The following is a 15,455-nucleotide window of genomic DNA, read 5'->3' on the forward strand; positions in this document are numbered from 1 at the left end:
TCTCCTAGTACTTCAGCAGGTTGGTGTCGTCGACCGAGGCCGAGCGCCGGGTGCGGAAGATGGCCATGATGATCGCCAGGCCGACCACGACCTCGGCGGCCGCGACGACCATGACGAAGAACGCCATGATCTGGCCGTCGAGGTTGCCGTTGATCCGGGCGAAGGTGACCAGCGTCAGGTTCACGGAGTTGAGCATCAGCTCGATGCACATGAACACGACGATCGCGTTGCGCCGCACCAGCACGCCGACCGCGCCGAGCGCGAACAGCAGCGCCGACAGCAGCAGGTAGTACGTGGGGGTCATTCCTTCTCCCCTTCCGAAGCACCCTCGGAGCCGACCAGCGCGTGCGCGTCCGGGTGCGGGCCCTCGTCCTTGACGAGCTTGCGTTCCTTCGCCAGCTCGATCGCTGACGTGGACTCGATGATCGCCGAGAGCGACTCCGGGGCGACCGAGCCGTCCGGCAGCAGCGCCGGCGTCGCCACCGAGTTGGCGGTGGCGAAGACACCCGGGCCGGGCAGCGGCGAGGGCCGGTCGTGCTCACCGCGGAAGCGGGCGACGACCAGTTCCTTCTGCGTCTGCTTGCCGCCCTTGCCGTGCCGGTCGGTGAAGGCCAGCACCATCGCGCCGACCGCGGCGGTGATGAGCAGCGCCGAGGTCAGCTCGAACGGGAACAGGTAGTCGGTGAAGATCAGCCGGCCCAGGCCCTTAGGCCCGCCGCCCGCCGATGTCGTCGAGTCGAGCGGGGTGGCCGGGGTGACGTTGGCCAGCGCCCGGTAGATGCCGGTGGCCAGCAGCGCGGCGAGCCCGATGCCGAGCACCGTCGCGGCCAGCCGCTGTCCACGCAGGACTTCGACGACCGAGTCCGAGCTCTCCCGGCCGACCAGCATCAGCACGAACAGGAACAGCATCATGATCGCGCCGGTGTAGACGATGATCTGCGTGAAGCCCAGGAACGGCGCCGACTGGATCATGTACAGCGCGCCCAGGCTCAGCATCGTGAGCACCAGCCACAGCGCCGAGTGGACGGCGTTGCGGGAGAAGATCATGCCGAGGCCGCCGAGCAGCGAAAGCGGGCCGAGGACCCAGAACGCGATGGCCTCACCGGTGGTGACACCCGCGGCCGCGCCGGTCGGGGTCTGGGCCAGGAGCGCGGTGATCACTGGACGCCCTCCCCGCCGCGAGCCAGTTCGGGACCGTTCACGTAGTAGTCCTGCTCGTTCTCGCCGAGCCGCATCGGGTGCGGCGGCTGCTCCATGCCGGGCAGCAGCGGGGCGAGCAGGTCTTCCTTCGTGTAGATCAGCCGCTGGCGGTCGTCGTCGGCCAGCTCGTAGAAGTTGATCATCGTCAGCGACCGCGTCGGGCACGCCTCGATGCAGAGGCCGCAGCCGATGCAGCGCAGGTAGTTGATCTGGTAGTCCGCGCCGTACCGCTCGCCCGGGGAGTACCGGGCTTCCTCGGTGTTGTCACCGCCCTCGACGAAGATCGCGTCCGCCGGGCACGCCCACGCGCACAGCTCGCAGCCGACGCACTTCTCGAGGCCGTCCGGGTGGCGGTTCAGCTGGTGCCTGCCGTGGTAACGCGGGGCGGCGGGCGCGCCGGCCTCCGGGTACTCCTCGGTGGCGACCTTCTTGAACATCATCCCGAAGGTGACGCCGAAGCCCTTGACGGGATCAAGAAACCCCATCTTGCGCTCCTTCCTTTGCGGTACCGACGGCTGCCGGCTTGCGCCGGGCCGCCTTCGCCTCGGCCTTGGCCAAAGCCTTCTGACGCGGGGTGGTCTGCGGGACCTTGAGGTCCAGCGGCGGGACCGGGAAACCGCCGCCGGTCACCGGGACGGTCTCGCTCTCAACTTCACGGCCCGACGCGCGGACGTAGAAGAACAGCATGATCAGAATGATGATCGCGATCGTGGCGATGGCGATCGTCAGTGGTGTCCAGTGGATGACCTTCGCGAAGGTCACCATGACGATCCACACGAGGTTCAGCGGGACCAGGACCTTCCAGCCCAGGCGCATGAACTGGTCGTAGCGCAGGCGGGGCAGCGTGCCGCGCAGCCAGATGAACCCGAAGAGCAGGACGAACATCTTCGCGAAGAACCACAGCACCGGCCACCAGCCGGTGTTGAGCACGTTGTTCCCGATCAGCGACAGCGGCCACGGGGCCATCCAGCCGCCGAGGAACAGCGTGGTGGCGAACGCCGAAACGATCACCATGTTGACGTACTCGGCGAGGAAGAACATCGCGAACTTCATCGAGCTGTACTCGGTGTGGAACCCGCCGACGAGCTCCGACTCGGCCTCCGGGAGGTCGAACGGGGCCCGGTTGGTCTCGCCGACCATCGAGATCAGGTAGATCACGAAGCTCGGCAGCAGGAAGAGGAACCACCAGTGCTGCTGGGCGCCGACGATGTCGGCCAGGTTCAGCGACCCGGCCTGCAGGATCACCGCGACGATCGACAGGCCCATCGCGATCTCGTACGAGATCACCTGCGCGGCGCTGCGGAGCCCGCCGAGCAGCGGGTACGGCGAGCCGGACGACCAGCCGGCGAGCACGATGCCGTAGACGCCGATCGAGGAGCAGGCCAGGATCACCAGCGCGCTGACCGGCAGGTCGAGCAGCTGGAGCACGGTGCGCTCACCGAAGATCGACACGACCGGGCCGAACGGGATGGCCGACAGCGCGATCAGGGCGGGCACCGCGGAGAGCACCGGCGCGAGGAAGTACACCTTGCGGTCGGCGGTGTCCGGGATGATCTGTTCCTTGAACGGCAGCTTGATCGCGTCCGCCAGGGACTGCAGGTAGCCGTTCGGGCCGACCCGGTTGGGGCCGGGCCGGTTCTGCATCCGGCCGACCGCCTTGCGCTCCCAGACGATCAGGAAGATCGTCATGATCGGCCCGATCAGCAGGATTACCACGCACTTGAGCAGGATCAGCCAGAACGGGTCGTCCGCCAGCAGCGCCGCACGCGTCGCCGCGTCCGGGACACTGCCCACGGCGGCCTCGGCCAGCAACGGTGTCACTGTTCACCCCCAGCGAGGTTCACCACGGCACCGTGACCGGCGCCGAGCGTCTTGAACACGGCGGAGCCGTCGGAGTTGCCCGGCAGCCACACGACGCCGTCGGGCAGGTCCGCGATCTCCACCGGCAGCGTGATCGCGCCGCGTTCGGTGCTCACCTTCACGGTGGTGCCCAGCCCTTCGGCGGTCTTCGCGGACAGCCGCGCGACCGGGGTGCGCTGGGTGCCCTTCAGGTGCGGCTCGCCGTCCTGCAGCGATCCGTTGTCGATCAGCTGGCGCCAGCTCGACAGGACCGCCTGGCCGGCGCCCGGGGCCGCGGTGGCGCCGCCCGTCTCGGCCTGGACAGTGCCCCAGCGCAGTGCCGAAGCCGGGGCGAGCTTCTCGAAGTCGCCGCGGGCGGCGGCCGGCGTCTGCGTGAACAGGTCGGCGTCCATCTCGACGGCGAGGGTGTCGAGCACCCGGCAGTCCGGCAGGGTGCCGGTGCCTTCGATCGTGACGTCGAACGGGCGGGTGCGGCCCTCCCAGTTGAGGTAGCTGCCCGCCTTCTCGTCCGCCGCGGCCACCGGGAGGACGACGTCCGCGCGCTCGGTCACCGCGCTGTGGCGGAGCTCGAGGCTGACGACGAAGCCGGCGTTGTCCAGCGCGCGCAGCGCGAGGTCCGGGTCCGGCAGGTCGAACGGGTCGACGCCGCCGACGACCAGGCCGCCCAGCTCACGGCCCGCAGCCGCCTGCAGGATGCCGGTGGTGTCGCGGCCCGGCGCGGCCGGGATCGGGACGCCCCAGGCGTTTTCGACGGCGACGCGGGCCGCGTCGTCGCCCACCCGGTGGCCACCCGGCAGCAGCGTCGGCACGCAGCCGACCTGCAGCGCGCCCCGGTCACCGGCGCGGCGCGGGATCCACGCGAGCCGGACGCCGGTGCGCTCCACCAGGTCGTGCAGGGCGGAGAACAGGCCGGGCACCTGGGCGGCGCGCTCGCCGACCAGGACGACGGCGTGCTCGCCGCGCAGGGCCTCGTCGAGGTCCGGCGCGTGCTTGGCGATGCCTTCGACGGCCGCGGCTTCCTGGCCGGGAACGCAGGCGAGCAGCTCGCCGAACGTCTTGCGCACCGACGACGTCGTCCACTGTCCCAAGTGGACGACCCGGGTGCGGTTCTTGCGGGCCGCCTTGCGCAGCCGCAGGAACACGATCGGCGCCTCGTCCTCGGGCTCGAACGCCACGCACAGGACCGTGCGGGCCCGCTCGATCTCGGCGAAGGTGACCCCGGAGTCCGGCGTCACGCCCACGACGTGCGAGGTGAGGAACGCGAGCTCCTCGGCCGAGTGCGCGCGGGCGCGGAAGTCGACGTCGTTGGTCTGCAGCGCGACCCGGGCGAACTTCGAGTACGCGTAGGCGTCCTCGACGGTCAGCCGGCCTCCGGGCAGGACGCCGACGCCGCCGTCCGACCGGGCCTCGGCGAGGCCGGCCGCCGCGACGCGCAGCGCGTCGGTCCAGGACGCCTCTTCCAGCTCACCGGTCTCGCGGTTGCGGACCAGCGGACGCCGGATGCGGTCGTCGGCCGAGGTGTAGCGGAAGGCGAACCGGCCCTTGTCGCAGATCCACTCCTCGTTGACCTCGGGGTCGTCGCCGGCCAGCTTGCGCTGGACCTTGCCGCGGCGGAAGTCGGTCCGCTCGGCGCAGCCGGACGAGCAGTGCTCGCAGACGCTCGGCGCGGACACCAGGTCGAACGGGCGGGAGCGGAACCGGTAGGCGGCGCTCGTGAGCGCACCGACCGGGCAGATCTGGATGACGTTGCCGGAGAAGTAGCTCTGGAACGGCTGGCCGGACGTCGTCCGCGACGCGAGGTCGAGGACGTCCGCCGTCTCCGCGGTGCCGATCTGCTGGTGGGCGCCGCGTTCGAGGAGCTCGATGAACGGGTCGCCGGCGATCTGCGCGGAGAACCGGGTGCAGCGCTGGCAGAGCACGCAGCGTTCCCGGTCGAGCAGCACCTGCGTCGAGATCGGCAGCGGCTTCGCGAACGTCCGCTTGGTGTCGACGAACCGCGACTCCGCGCGGCCGTGCGCCAGCGCCTGGTTCTGCAGCGGGCACTCGCCGCCCTTGTCGCAGATCGGGCAGTCCAGCGGGTGGTTGATGAGCAGCAGCTCCATCACACCCTGCTGGGCCTTGTCCGCGACCGGCGACGTCAGCTGCGTCTTGACGACCATGCCGTCGGCGACGGTCATCGTGCAGGACGCCTGCGGCTTCGGCATCGGCCGGCCGCCCATCTCGACCTCGACCAGGCACTGGCGGCACGCGCCGGCCGGGTCGAGGAGCGGGTGGTCGCAGAACCGCGGGATGACCGTGCCGAGGCGTTCGGCCGTGCGGATCAGCAGCTCACCCTTGGGGGCGATGACCTCTTCGCCGTCGATGACCAGCTTGACGTGGCCTTCGGGGACCGGCGTCTCCTGGGTCTCGGTCTTGTCGGGGGCGATCGTCATGCCTGCGCTCCCACCAGTTCGCGCTTGTTGCTCTCACACAGAGCGAGGAATTCGTCGCGGAAGTACTTGATGCCACTGGTGATCGGCGACACCGCGCCGTCGCCGAGGGCGCAGAACGCGCGGCCGAGGATGTTGTCGCAGACGTCGAGGAGGGTGTCGATGTCCTCCTCGGTGCCGTGGCCCGCGACCATCCGCTCGAGGATCTGCGCCAGCCAGTACGTGCCCTCGCGGCACGGCGTGCACTTGCCGCAGGACTCGTGCTCGTAGAACTTCGTCCACTTCATCACGGCCCAGGGCACGGACACCGTCTCGTTGAACACCATGACGGCGGTGGTGCCGAGCATCGAGCCCGCCTCGGCCGCGCCCTCGAAGTCCAGCGGGATGTCGAGGTGCTCCGTGGTGAACATCGGCGTCGACGAGCCGCCCGGCGTCCAGAACTTCAGCGGGATGCCGTCCTTCATGCCGCCCGCCATGTCCAGCAGCTCGCGCAGCGTGGTGCCGAGCGGGCACTCGTACTGGCCGGGCTTCTCGACGTGGCCGGAGATCGAGTAGATCTTCGGGCCGGGCGACTTCTCGCGGCCCATCTCGCGGAACCAGCTGGAGCCGCCGTTGACGATGAACGGCGCGCTCGCGATGGTCTCGACGTTGTTGACCGTGGTCGGCGCGGCGTAGAGGCCCGCGGCCGCGGGGAACGGCGGCTTGAGCCGCGGCTGGCCGCGACGGCCTTCGAGCGAGTCGAGCAGCGCCGTCTCTTCACCGCAGATGTACGCGCCCGCTCCCGCGTGGACGGTGATCTTGAGGTCGAAGCCGGAGCCGAGGATGTTCTCGCCCAGGTAGCCCGCCGCTTCGGCCTCGCGCACGGCCGCGTTGAGCCGGCGGATGCAGTGCAGCGCCTCGCCGCGGACGTAGATGAAACAGTGGTGCGACCGCATCGCGTACGCGGCGATGATGCAGCCCTCGATGAGCGAGTGCGGGTCCGCCATCATCAGCGGGATGTCCTTGCAGGTCCCCGGTTCGCCCTCGTCGGCGTTGATCACCAGGTAGTGCGGCTTGTCCTCGTTCGGCGGCATGAACGACCACTTGACGCCGGCCGGGAAGCCCGCGCCGCCACGGCCGCGCAGGCCGGAGTCCTTGACCAGCTGGACGAGCTGCTCCGGCGTGCCGGCGAGTGCCTTGCGGACGGCGGTGTAGCCCTCCAGCGCCTCGTACGTCCCGATCTGCCAGGAGTTCGGCGACAGCCAGCGCTTCGTGAGGACCGGGGTAATGGGGTCGGCCATTACTTCTTCTCCCCTTCTTTAGAGGGCAGAGCGGGGAGCGGGACATCGGAAGCCACCGGGGCGACCCAGCCGCGGTCCTGGGCGAGCTTCGCGCCCCGCAGCGTCTCGACGGCCTGCGAAGGACCGTCGACGTCCGCGCGGTACTGGCGCTCGTCCTCCGGGAAGAACCCGGCGAGCTGCAGCTCGGCGCCCTTGAAGTTCGTCAGCGGCGCGCCGCGCGTCGGGGCCGGGCGCTTGCCCGCCTGCAGCGCGTCGACCAGCGCGACGGCCTTGTCCTCGGTCTGGTTGTCGAAGTACTCGTAGTTGACCTGGATGACCGGCGCGAGGTCGCAGGCCGCGAGGCACTCGGCGTGCTCGAGGGTGATCGAGCCCGGCTCGTTCGGCGTGCCCGCGGTCTCGTTGTGCCCCAGCGGCTTCTCCTCGGAACCGAGGTGCGTCTGGAGCTTCTTGTAGATCGCGTCGCCGCCCATGGCCGCGCACAGCGTGTTGGTGCAGACGCTCACGAGGTGCTCGCCGCACGGCTTGCGCTTGTACATCGTGTAGAACGTCGCGACCGCGCTGACCTCGGCGTCGGACAGGTCGAGCTGCTTCGCGCAGAACGCGATGCCCTCCTGGCTGACGTAGCCCTGCACCGACTGCACGAGGTGCAGCATCGGCAGCAGCGCCGAGCGGGACACCGGGTAGCGCGCGATCAGGTCCTGGGCCCGGGCGACGACGCCTTCGTCGAAGATGTCTTCGAGCGGCGTGTCTTCGATGATCCCGGCGGCCACCTCGGGGTCCGGCGCGATGGCGATCACGTCGACGTCGCCGCCGGCCGCGACGTGCGTCCGGTCGGCCGCGTTGGGCCCGGGCTCGGGCACTGCGGTGGAAGAAGTCATCGGTCCACTCCCCCCATGACGGGGTCGATCGAGGCGATCGCGGCGATCACGTCCGCGACCAGGCCGCCTTCGGCCATTGCGGGCATCGACTGCAGGTTCACGAAGCTCGGTTCGCGCACGTGGACCCGCAGCGGCCGGGTGCCGCCGTCGGAGACCAGGTGCGCGCTCAGCTCGCCGCGCGGCGACTCGACCGAGGTGTACACCTGCCCGGCCGGCACCTTGAAGCCCTCGGTGACCAGCTTGAAGTGGTGGATCAGGGACTCCATCGACTGGCCCATGATCTTCTTGACGTGCTCGAGCGAGTTGCCCATGCCGTCGCTGCCGATCGACAGCTGCGCGGGCCACGCGACCTTCTTGTCCTCGACCATGACCGGGCCCGGCTCGAGCTTCTCGAGGCACTGCTCGATGATCTTGAGGCTCTCGTGCATCTCGTGCACCCGGATCAGGTAGCGCGACCAGCAGTCGGCGCCGTTGTCGACCGGGACGTCGAAGTCGAACTCGTCGTAGCAGGAGTACGGCTCGGTCTTGCGCAGGTCCCACGGGAGACCGGCGCTGCGCAGCACCGGGCCGGTGACGCCGAGCGCGAGGCACGCGTCCACCGGCAGGTAGCCGACGCCCTTGAGCCGGTTGCGCCAGATCGGCTGGCCGGTGAAGAGCTTGTCGTACAGCGGAAGGCGTTCCTTCATCGTCTTGACGAATTCGGTGACCTTCTCGCGGTAGTCCTCGGGCATGTCCTGCGCGAGGCCGCCGGGGCGGATGAACGCGTGGTTCATGCGCAGGCCGGTCAGGTGCTCCAGCAGGTGCAGCACGACCTCGCGCTCGCGGAAGCCCAGCGTCATCGCGGTGGTGGCGCCGAGCTCCATGCCGCCGGTGGCGATGTAGACCAGGTGCGAGCCGATGCGGTTGATCTCCAGCAGCATCACGCGCAGCAGCTGCGCGCGGCGCGGGGCCTCGATCTGCAGCAGCTTCTCGACGCCGAGGCAGTAGGCCATCTCGGTCGAGAGCGGCGCCAGGTAGTCCATGCGCGTCACGAAGGTGACGCCCTGGGTCCAGGTGCGGTACTCGCAGTTCTTCTCGATGCCGGTGTGGAGGTAGCCGATGACCGACCGCAGCTGCGTGACGGTCTCGCCCTCCATCTCCAGCACGAGCCGGAGCACGCCGTGCGTCGACGGGTGCTGCGGGCCCATGTTGATGACCATGCGCTCGTCGTGCGCCGCGTCGGCGATGACGTCGTCCCAGTCGCCGCCGGAGACCGAGTAGACGCGGCCTTCGGTGGTTTCGCGGGAGTCGGCGTACTCGACGCTGTCCGCGCCCTCGGGGGACGTGTCCGTGCCGGTCTTGACGTCGGAAAGGTTCTCGGTGCTCACGAGTACGACCTCCGCTGGTCCGGCGGCGGGATCTCCGCGCCCTTGTATTCGACCGGGATCCCGCCGAGCGGGTAGTCCTTGCGCTGGGGGTGGCCGTCCCAGTCGTCCGGCATGAGGATCCGGGTCAGCGCCGGGTGGCCGTCGAAGACGATGCCGAACATGTCCCAGGCCTCGCGCTCCTGCCAGTCCGCGGTCGGGTAGATCCCGACCAGCGACGGCACGTGCGCGTCCTCGACGTCGAGGGTGACCTCGAGGCGGATCCGGCGGCGGTAGGTCAGCGACGTGAAGTGGTAGACCGCGTGCAGCCGCTGCGGGATGTCGACGCCGTAGTCCACGCCGGACACCGAGCTGAGCAGCTCGAAGCGGAGACCGCCGTCGTCGCGCAGGACCTTGGCGATCGCCGGCAGCTGCTCGCGGGCGACGTAGAAGGTGATCTCGCCGCGGTCGACCGTCGTCTGCAGGATCGCCTCGGCGGGGATCTTGTTGTCCGCCAGTGCGGCGTAGAACTCGTCGGCGAACTGGTCGAACCAGCCGCCGTACGGGCGTTCGGCCGGCGCGGGGCTGTAGGCCGGGAGCCGGACGCCGCCGTAGCCGGAGGTGTCGCCGGTGCCGTGGACGCCGAACATGCCTTGGCGTTCGCGGCCGGTGACGACCGGTTCGGCGGGCCGGGCGCCCGTCGGCTCGAGGCCGCCTTCGGGACGGTCGGCGCTGGACTGCTCGCCGCCGGGTTCAGGAGTCTCAGTCATCGTTTACTTCTTCGCGTACTTGATCGACGACGCGACGAGCTCGGTGCGGGCCCCGCTGGCGGCGCGGATGGCGGCGCGGCGGGCGTTGATCGGCTCGTCCTGGATCTTGGCGTGCAGCTTGAGGATCGCGTCCAGCAACATCTCCGGCCGCGGCGGGCAGCCGGGCAGGTACATGTCGACCGGCACGACGTGGTCGACGCCCTGGACCACGGCGTAGTTGTTGAACATGCCGCCGGAGGAGGCGCAGACGCCCATGGCGAGCACCCACTTGGGCTCGGCCATCTGGTCGTAGATCTGGCGCAGGACCGGGGCCATCTTCTGCGTGACCCGGCCGGCCACGATCATCAGGTCGGCCTGCCGCGGCGTCGCGCTGAAGCGCTCCATGCCGAAGCGGGCGATGTCGTAGCGGGAGCCGCCGACCGTCATCATCTCGATCGCGCAGCAGGCGAGCCCGAAGGTGGCCGGCCACATCGAGTTCTTCCGCGACCAGTTGACGAGACCTTCGAGACTGGCCAGCAGGATGCCGTTGGGGAGTTTCTCTTCGAGGCCCATGGGTCTAGTTCCAATCCAGGCCGCCGCGCCGCCACACGTAGGCGTACGCGAAGCCGACCGTCGCGATGAACAGCAGGATCTCCACCAGGCCGAACGTGCCCAGCGCGTTCGCCTGCACGGCGAACGGGTAGAGGAAGACCATCTCGATGTCGAACAGGATGAACAGCATCGCGGTGATGTAGTAGGCCACCGGCATCCGCCCGGCGCCGACGAGCGGCTGCGGGGACGGTTCGATGCCGCACTCGTAGGCCTCGAGCTTGGCCTTGTTGTAGCGACTGGGACCGACGAGCGGGCCCAAGAGCACCGACAGCACGGCAAACCCGAGCGCCAGCACGAACAACAGGACCAGGGGCAGGTAGGGCTTCAGGCTCGGGGCCTCTTGAGCCAGCTGCACCGTGTCGGTTCGGGTCAGCAACGTCAGCACGGGGTCTTCGCCATCCTTTCCGCGCCGCTGCGGTTGTGCTTGTGGTGGGAACCGCTTGAGCCTCGTCGGCACCCTAAGGGACCTGGGTCACACCGCCGAGGGTCAGGGTCTCCTTACGGCCCGTGGCGGGGCCCGGACGTGCTTGTGAAATAGTTCACAAGCCACTCGTCGTGGATGTGAAGGGATTCACAAAGCATGGGGGGAGTGTAGGACGCGACTCACATTCTTGTCCCTAGGCCCCCGCGTTATAAGGGTGCCCTAAGTTTCGGCGCCAACGTTGTCACGGCCCGGCAACGGCGCGCGTGCGACCTGCGCGAAGACCGTTCAAGATCCCCTGACGACCGGACAATCCGGGCGCTGACCTGTGACCTATCCCACTGACCGCACGGCCAACTTGCTACGCCACCCGAGTGTCCGCGCGCGGACAACCCCGAGCTTTCCCTAGGAAAGATGCGTCCACAGGCCCTCGGGACGCATCTTTCCTAGGGAAAGTGACGGGTTTGGGGGTCAGCGTGGGGTGGGTGTGACGCGGGCGAGCGCCGAGATCAGGCGGTCGACGCAGTCGCCGCCCTTGGCGTCGTAGCAGCCCGACAGGCCCTTGTAGACCAGCGGCAGGAGCTTGTTGATGCGCAGCCCGTACTTCGTGCAGGCGTGCATGATCTTCGGCTTGCCGATGATCTTCGCGAAGACGTTCCCCAGCCGGTAGTAGCCGCCCATCAGCTCGCCGACCGCCCGCGGGTACGCCTCCAGCGCCCGCTCGCGCGAAGCCCCTTCGCGCCGGGCCAGCGCCTGCACGACGACCTCCGCGGCGATCTGCGCCGACTCCATCGCCGCCGAGATGCCTTCGCCGTTGAACGGGCTGACCATGCCGCCCGCGTCGCCGAGCAGCAGCAGGCCGTCGCGGTAGTGCGGGGTGCGGTTGAAGCCCATCGGGAGGCCGGCGCCGCCGACCTTGCCGATCGCGTTCTCCTCGCGGTAGCCCCACTCCTCCGGCGTGCCGTCGAGCCACTGGCGCAGCAGCGCGCGGTAGTCGGTGTTCCGGAACGAGGCCGACGTCGAGAGCATGCCGAGGCCGACGTTCACCGTGCCGTCGCCGAGCGGGAACGCCCAGCCGTAGCCCGGCAGCAGCTTCGGGTTCCGCGGGTCCGAGCGGTCCCACAGCTCGAGGTGGCCCTCGATGAACGGGTCGTCGTGACGCGGGCTCTTGTAGTACTGGCGCACCGCCACGCCCATCGGGCGCTTCTCGTTCTTCTGGATGCCGACGCTCAGCGCGAGCCGCGCGGACACGCCGTCGCAGGCCAGGACCAGCGGCGCGCGGTAGTGCACCGGCGTCCGCTCCGGCCCGACCTTGGCCTCGACGCCGACCACGCGCCCGGCCGGGCTGGTGATCGCGCCGGTGACCGTCGTGCGCTCGTACAGCCGCGCGCCGGCCTTCACCGCGAGCCTCGCGAGGAGGTCGTCGAAGTCGTGACGAGTACGGGAGACGCCGTACGGCGGGTAGCTCGTCAGGTCCGGCCAGTCGAGCTCCAGCGTCAAGTCGCCGGTGAGGATGCGCAGGCCGCGGCTGTGCATCCAGCCGGCGTCCTCACTGGTGTCGATCCCCAGGTCGATCAGCTGCTTGACGCCGCGCGGAGTCAGGCCGTCGCCGCAGACCTTCTCGCGGGGGAACTCGGTCTTCTCCAGCAGCAGCACGTCGACGCCCGACCGGGCGAGGTAGGTCGCGACGGTGGACCCGGCCGGTCCGGCGCCGACGACGATGACTTCGGCGTCCTGGTCAGGGCTTCGACGACTCATGTACGCGAGTTTAGGCAGGCTTGCGCGCGCGGTGGATCGCCACGACGCCGAATGTGAGGTTCAACCACTCGACGTCGGCCCAGCCCGCGCTCGCGATGATCTCGCCGAGGGTGCGCTGGTCGGGCCAGGTGAGCATCGATTCGGCCAGGTAGGAGTACGCCTCGGGGTTCGACGACGTCCGCTTGCCGACCCAGGTGAGCAGCTTCAGCATGAACCGCCGGTGGATGAACCGGATCGGCGCGAACGGCGGCGTCGAAACCTCGCAGATCACCAGGCGGCCGCCCGGCTTGACCACGCGGGCGATCTCGGTGAGCGCCGCCTTCGGGTCGACGAAGTTGCGCAGCGCCAGGGAGATGGTCACGGCGTCGAAGCTCTCGTCGGCGAACGGCAGGTTCAGCGCGTCCGCCGCGACCATCGGGACCTTGCGGTGCAGCCCGGCGCGCAGCATCCCGAACGAGAAGTCCGCGGCCAGGCACCAGGCGCCACCGCGGGCGTACTCGACGGTGGACACCCCGGTGCCGGCGGCAAGGTCCAGCACCTTCTCGCCGCGGCGGGCGTCGAGCACGCGGGCGGTGGTGGTGCGCCAGCGCCGGTCGAAGCCGAAGGTCATGAACGAGTTCGCCCGGTCGTACCCGGACGCGACGCCGTCGAACATCGCGGCGACTTCGTGCGGGTCCTTGTCCAGGCTTGCGCGTGACATGGCTTGAGATTAGCCGCGGGGCTTGAGGAAGGTCGCGAGCACCAGCCAGATGAGCCCGCCGAAGCGTCCCACCGGGATCAGCGGGTAGAGCACGTCGGCCAGCATGCCGAACGCGGAGAGCCCGGCGAGCGCGGCGATGACGTAGCCGGTGACCGCCAGCCACTTCCGTTCGGTGCGAGCCACGACCGCGATCAGGAGCGCGAGGGGCACCGCGAACCCGAAGGCGCCGGCGGCGAAGGCCAGCGAGGTGAAGGCGCGGGCGAAGTCCGGGTTCTGCGCGGCCGTCCACGTGGCGAGGCCGCTCAGCACGAGGCTCCCGGACGCGAGGAGGCCGCCGGCGAAGCCGAGACGCGGCGGTCCGGCGGCCGCGGTCCACGTCGCGAGGGACAGCCCCGCGCCGAAGACGACCAGCGCGAGCAGCTGGACGAGGCCCTGGTGAGTGGCGTTGTAGGCCGCGACGTCGGCGGCGGAGGAGCCCGGGCGGGTGCCGGTCGCGCCGAGGACTCCCCCGGCAACGGTGAACAGGCCGTAGGCGACGATCGCAAATCGTTTCATGCCTTAAACGATTACACTGGTGTAATCGATTGTCAAGGACTATCGTTCCGGCCATGGAAGCTCCCCGGTTCGGCAACGCGTTCCTGCTCGCGCAGGTCGGCGCGCACGCGGCGACGCGGTTCACCGAGCGGATCGGCGAGCTGGACCTGACGCCGGCGCAGGTCGGGCTGCTGCGGCTGGTCGCATCGCGGCCGGGGCAGAGCCAGCAGGCGCTGGCCAAGCAGCTCGGGACGCCGGCGACGCGGCTGGTCCCGCTGGTCGACGGCCTGGAGAAGCGCGGCCTGATCGAGCGGCGCCGCAACGCGGAGGACCGGCGGCTCTACGCGCTGGAGCTGAGCCAGGACGGCCGGGAACTGATGGGCCAGGTCGCCCGGACGGCGGCGTCGCACGAACGCACGATCACCGCGGTCCTCACCGACGACGAGCGCGCGCTGCTGCACGACCTCCTGACGAAGATCGCCGACGACCAGGGCCTCACCCCCGGCGTCCACCCCGGCTATGCGCGTGGTCGGCTCTCGTGAGTGTTTAGGCGGGTTCTAACCCGCCTAAACACTCACGACGGGTGTCAGCGGAAGGCGGCCAGCATCCCGGCCACCGCGGCGGGCCAGGTGAACTCCTCGGCCCGCGCGCGGGCGGCCGCGCGGCGCAGGTCTTCCGGGCTCTCCAGGAGGTTCGTCACCGCCGAGGCGAACGCGGGCGCGTGGTCGTCCACCGCCGCGCCGCAGCCCGGCCGCACGATCTCCCGCAACGCCGACGACGCCGACACGACCACCGGCGTCCCGGACGCCAGCGCCTCCAGGGCGGCGAGCCCGAACGTCTCGTGCGGGCCGGGCGCCAGCGAGACGTCCGCGCTGGCCAGCAGCCGCGCGACGTCGCCGCGGCCGGACAGGAACCCCAGGAACGTCACCGGCAGGCCGCGGGCCCGGCGTTCCAGGGCCCGCCGTCGCGGTCCGTCGCCCGCCACCACCAGCCGGACCCGCGCGCCCGCCTCCGTCAGCTCGGCGACGGTGTCCACGCTGCGCTCCACGTGCTTCTCCGGCGACAGACGTCCACAGTGGACGAGCAGCGCGTCCGCCCCGCCAGCGAGTCCGGTCCGCCAGCCGTCGTCGCGCATGGCGGGCCGGAACGTCGCCAAGTCGACGCCGAGCGGCACGCGGCGGACGTTGGGGGCCGCGATCCGGTCGAACTCCGCCCGCGCGAACGCCGTCGTGCAGACGACGGTGTCGTAGCTGGCGGCCATCCGCCGGTTCGCGACGTCGGCGACGCGGCGCGCCACCGGCTCGGGCAGCAGGAACTGCTCCAGCAGCCGGTCGAGGCGCTCGTGCGAAATGACCGTGCTCGGGACGCCGTGCCGCCGCGCCCAGCCCCCCATCCCCCGCAGCGTCAGCCGGTCCGACACCTCCAGCCGGTCCGGTTCGAGTCTGCGCAGGACCGCGCGGACGCGGTGCGGATCGACGGCGCGGTAACCGCCGGTGCCCGGGATCTTCGGCGCCGGCAGGGAAAAGCGGCGCACACCGGTCGGCAGGACCTCGTCGGCGTACCGCGTGCCGGGCACGACCAGCGTCACCTCGTGCCCGCTCGCGACGTACCCCGCGCCGAGGTGGTGCAGCGCTGTGCGCAGCCCGCCCGAGCGCGGCCCGTAGAAGTTCGCGAGCTGGACGATGTGCATG

Annotated in this window: 16 protein-coding genes; 1 reads left to right on the plus strand and 15 read right to left on the minus strand. The window is 70.2% G+C overall.

Going from position 1 to position 15,455, the window contains the following annotated elements; translation table 11 throughout:
* Positions 1-4: 4 nt before the first annotated feature.
* The 14 genes from nuoK to QRX60_RS08670 form a co-directional block, all read right to left on the minus strand.
* Positions 5-304, minus strand: coding sequence for an NADH-quinone oxidoreductase subunit NuoK (gene nuoK / locus QRX60_RS08605; protein ID WP_286000242.1), 300 nt, complete (start codon positions 302-304; stop codon positions 5-7).
* On the minus strand, positions 301-1,161 hold the full coding sequence (locus QRX60_RS08610; protein ID WP_286000243.1) for an NADH-quinone oxidoreductase subunit J: 861 nt from the start codon (positions 1,159-1,161) through the stop codon (positions 301-303). Before QRX60_RS08610 ends, nuoK begins: the two co-directional genes overlap by 4 nt.
* Positions 1,158-1,685 (minus strand): NADH-quinone oxidoreductase subunit NuoI, encoded by a 528-nt coding sequence (nuoI, locus tag QRX60_RS08615; RefSeq protein WP_286000244.1) that lies wholly within the window; start codon positions 1,683-1,685, stop codon positions 1,158-1,160. Before nuoI ends, QRX60_RS08610 begins: the two co-directional genes overlap by 4 nt.
* Positions 1,672-3,021, minus strand: coding sequence for an NADH-quinone oxidoreductase subunit NuoH (gene nuoH, locus QRX60_RS08620; protein ID WP_286000245.1), 1,350 nt, complete (start codon positions 3,019-3,021; stop codon positions 1,672-1,674). Before nuoH ends, nuoI begins: the two co-directional genes overlap by 14 nt.
* Entirely contained in the window at positions 3,018-5,492 is a 2,475-nt protein-coding gene (locus QRX60_RS08625) for an NADH-quinone oxidoreductase subunit G (RefSeq protein WP_286000246.1), read from the minus strand. Before QRX60_RS08625 ends, nuoH begins: the two co-directional genes overlap by 4 nt.
* Positions 5,489-6,769, minus strand: a complete 1,281-nt coding sequence (nuoF, locus tag QRX60_RS08630) for an NADH-quinone oxidoreductase subunit NuoF (RefSeq protein ID WP_286000247.1) — start codon at positions 6,767-6,769, stop codon at positions 5,489-5,491. The genes QRX60_RS08625 and nuoF overlap by 4 nt, the downstream gene beginning before the upstream one ends.
* A complete protein-coding gene (gene nuoE, locus QRX60_RS08635; RefSeq protein WP_286000248.1) occupies positions 6,769-7,647 on the minus strand; it encodes an NADH-quinone oxidoreductase subunit NuoE in 879 nt (292 codons plus the stop codon). The genes nuoF and nuoE overlap by 1 nt, the downstream gene beginning before the upstream one ends.
* Complete coding sequence (locus QRX60_RS08640) at positions 7,644-9,014, minus strand: NADH-quinone oxidoreductase subunit D (protein ID WP_286000249.1); 1,371 nt, start codon at positions 9,012-9,014, stop codon at positions 7,644-7,646. Before QRX60_RS08640 ends, nuoE begins: the two co-directional genes overlap by 4 nt.
* Positions 9,011-9,760 carry an NADH-quinone oxidoreductase subunit C gene (locus QRX60_RS08645; RefSeq protein ID WP_286000250.1) on the minus strand — a complete coding sequence of 250 codons (750 nt, stop codon included), beginning with the start codon at positions 9,758-9,760 and terminating at the stop codon, positions 9,011-9,013. The genes QRX60_RS08640 and QRX60_RS08645 overlap by 4 nt, the downstream gene beginning before the upstream one ends.
* A gap of 3 nt (positions 9,761-9,763) precedes the next feature.
* The gene (locus tag QRX60_RS08650; RefSeq protein ID WP_155548771.1) at positions 9,764-10,312 is read right to left on the minus strand and encodes a NuoB/complex I 20 kDa subunit family protein; all 549 of its coding nucleotides are present in this window, start codon (positions 10,310-10,312) and stop codon (positions 9,764-9,766) included.
* 4 nt (positions 10,313-10,316) lie between these two features.
* A complete protein-coding gene (locus tag QRX60_RS08655) occupies positions 10,317-10,736 on the minus strand; it encodes an NADH-quinone oxidoreductase subunit A (RefSeq protein WP_286000251.1) in 420 nt (139 codons plus the stop codon).
* A 507-nt stretch (positions 10,737-11,243) separates the two neighbouring features.
* Positions 11,244-12,530: a geranylgeranyl reductase family protein gene (locus tag QRX60_RS08660; protein ID WP_286000252.1), complete on the minus strand. Its 1,287-nt coding sequence runs from the start codon at positions 12,528-12,530 to the stop codon at positions 11,244-11,246.
* A 10-nt stretch (positions 12,531-12,540) separates the two neighbouring features.
* Positions 12,541-13,230, minus strand: coding sequence for a class I SAM-dependent methyltransferase (locus tag QRX60_RS08665; RefSeq protein WP_286000253.1), 690 nt, complete (start codon positions 13,228-13,230; stop codon positions 12,541-12,543).
* A 9-nt stretch (positions 13,231-13,239) separates the two neighbouring features.
* Complete coding sequence (locus QRX60_RS08670) at positions 13,240-13,785, minus strand: DUF4386 domain-containing protein (protein WP_286000254.1); 546 nt, start codon at positions 13,783-13,785, stop codon at positions 13,240-13,242.
* Between the two features lie 53 nt (positions 13,786-13,838).
* Here QRX60_RS08670 and QRX60_RS08675 point away from each other — a divergent pair, with 53 nt between their 5' ends.
* Positions 13,839-14,306, plus strand: coding sequence for a MarR family winged helix-turn-helix transcriptional regulator (locus QRX60_RS08675; protein ID WP_286000255.1), 468 nt, complete (start codon positions 13,839-13,841; stop codon positions 14,304-14,306).
* 44 nt (positions 14,307-14,350) lie between these two features.
* Here the strand turns inward: QRX60_RS08675 and QRX60_RS08680 are convergent, their stop codons facing one another.
* Positions 14,351-15,454, minus strand: a complete 1,104-nt coding sequence (locus tag QRX60_RS08680; RefSeq protein WP_286000256.1) for a glycosyltransferase family 4 protein — start codon at positions 15,452-15,454, stop codon at positions 14,351-14,353.
* Position 15,455 lies beyond the last annotated feature (1 nt).

Origin of the sequence: Amycolatopsis mongoliensis, from assembly GCF_030285665.1 — a bacterium.
GTDB classification, from domain to species: Bacteria; Actinomycetota; Actinomycetes; order Mycobacteriales; family Pseudonocardiaceae; genus Amycolatopsis; species Amycolatopsis mongoliensis.

What these genes read in the sequence shown, in the direction of transcription:
- nuoK (WP_286000242.1), bottom strand. Translation starts at nt 304, where the DNA reads ATGACCCCCACGTACTACCTGCTGCTGTCGGCGCTGCTGTTCGCGCTC.
- nuoI (WP_286000244.1), bottom strand. Translation starts at nt 1,685, where the DNA reads ATGGGGTTTCTTGATCCCGTCAAGGGCTTCGGCGTCACCTTCGGGATG.
- QRX60_RS08625 (WP_286000246.1), bottom strand. Translation starts at nt 5,492, where the DNA reads ATGACGATCGCCCCCGACAAGACCGAGACCCAGGAGACGCCGGTCCCC.
- nuoF (WP_286000247.1), bottom strand. Translation starts at nt 6,769, where the DNA reads ATGGCCGACCCCATTACCCCGGTCCTCACGAAGCGCTGGCTGTCGCCG.
- nuoE (WP_286000248.1), bottom strand. Translation starts at nt 7,647, where the DNA reads ATGACTTCTTCCACCGCAGTGCCCGAGCCCGGGCCCAACGCGGCCGAC.
- QRX60_RS08645 (WP_286000250.1), bottom strand. Translation starts at nt 9,760, where the DNA reads ATGACTGAGACTCCTGAACCCGGCGGCGAGCAGTCCAGCGCCGACCGT.
- QRX60_RS08650 (WP_155548771.1), bottom strand. Translation starts at nt 10,312, where the DNA reads ATGGGCCTCGAAGAGAAACTCCCCAACGGCATCCTGCTGGCCAGTCTC.
- QRX60_RS08660 (WP_286000252.1), bottom strand. Translation starts at nt 12,530, where the DNA reads ATGAGTCGTCGAAGCCCTGACCAGGACGCCGAAGTCATCGTCGTCGGC.
- QRX60_RS08665 (WP_286000253.1), bottom strand. Translation starts at nt 13,230, where the DNA reads ATGTCACGCGCAAGCCTGGACAAGGACCCGCACGAAGTCGCCGCGATG.
- QRX60_RS08670 (WP_286000254.1), bottom strand. Translation starts at nt 13,785, where the DNA reads ATGAAACGATTTGCGATCGTCGCCTACGGCCTGTTCACCGTTGCCGGG.
- QRX60_RS08675 (WP_286000255.1), top strand. Translation starts at nt 13,839, where the DNA reads ATGGAAGCTCCCCGGTTCGGCAACGCGTTCCTGCTCGCGCAGGTCGGC.
- QRX60_RS08680 (WP_286000256.1), bottom strand. Translation starts at nt 15,454, where the DNA reads ATGCACATCGTCCAGCTCGCGAACTTCTACGGGCCGCGCTCGGGCGGG.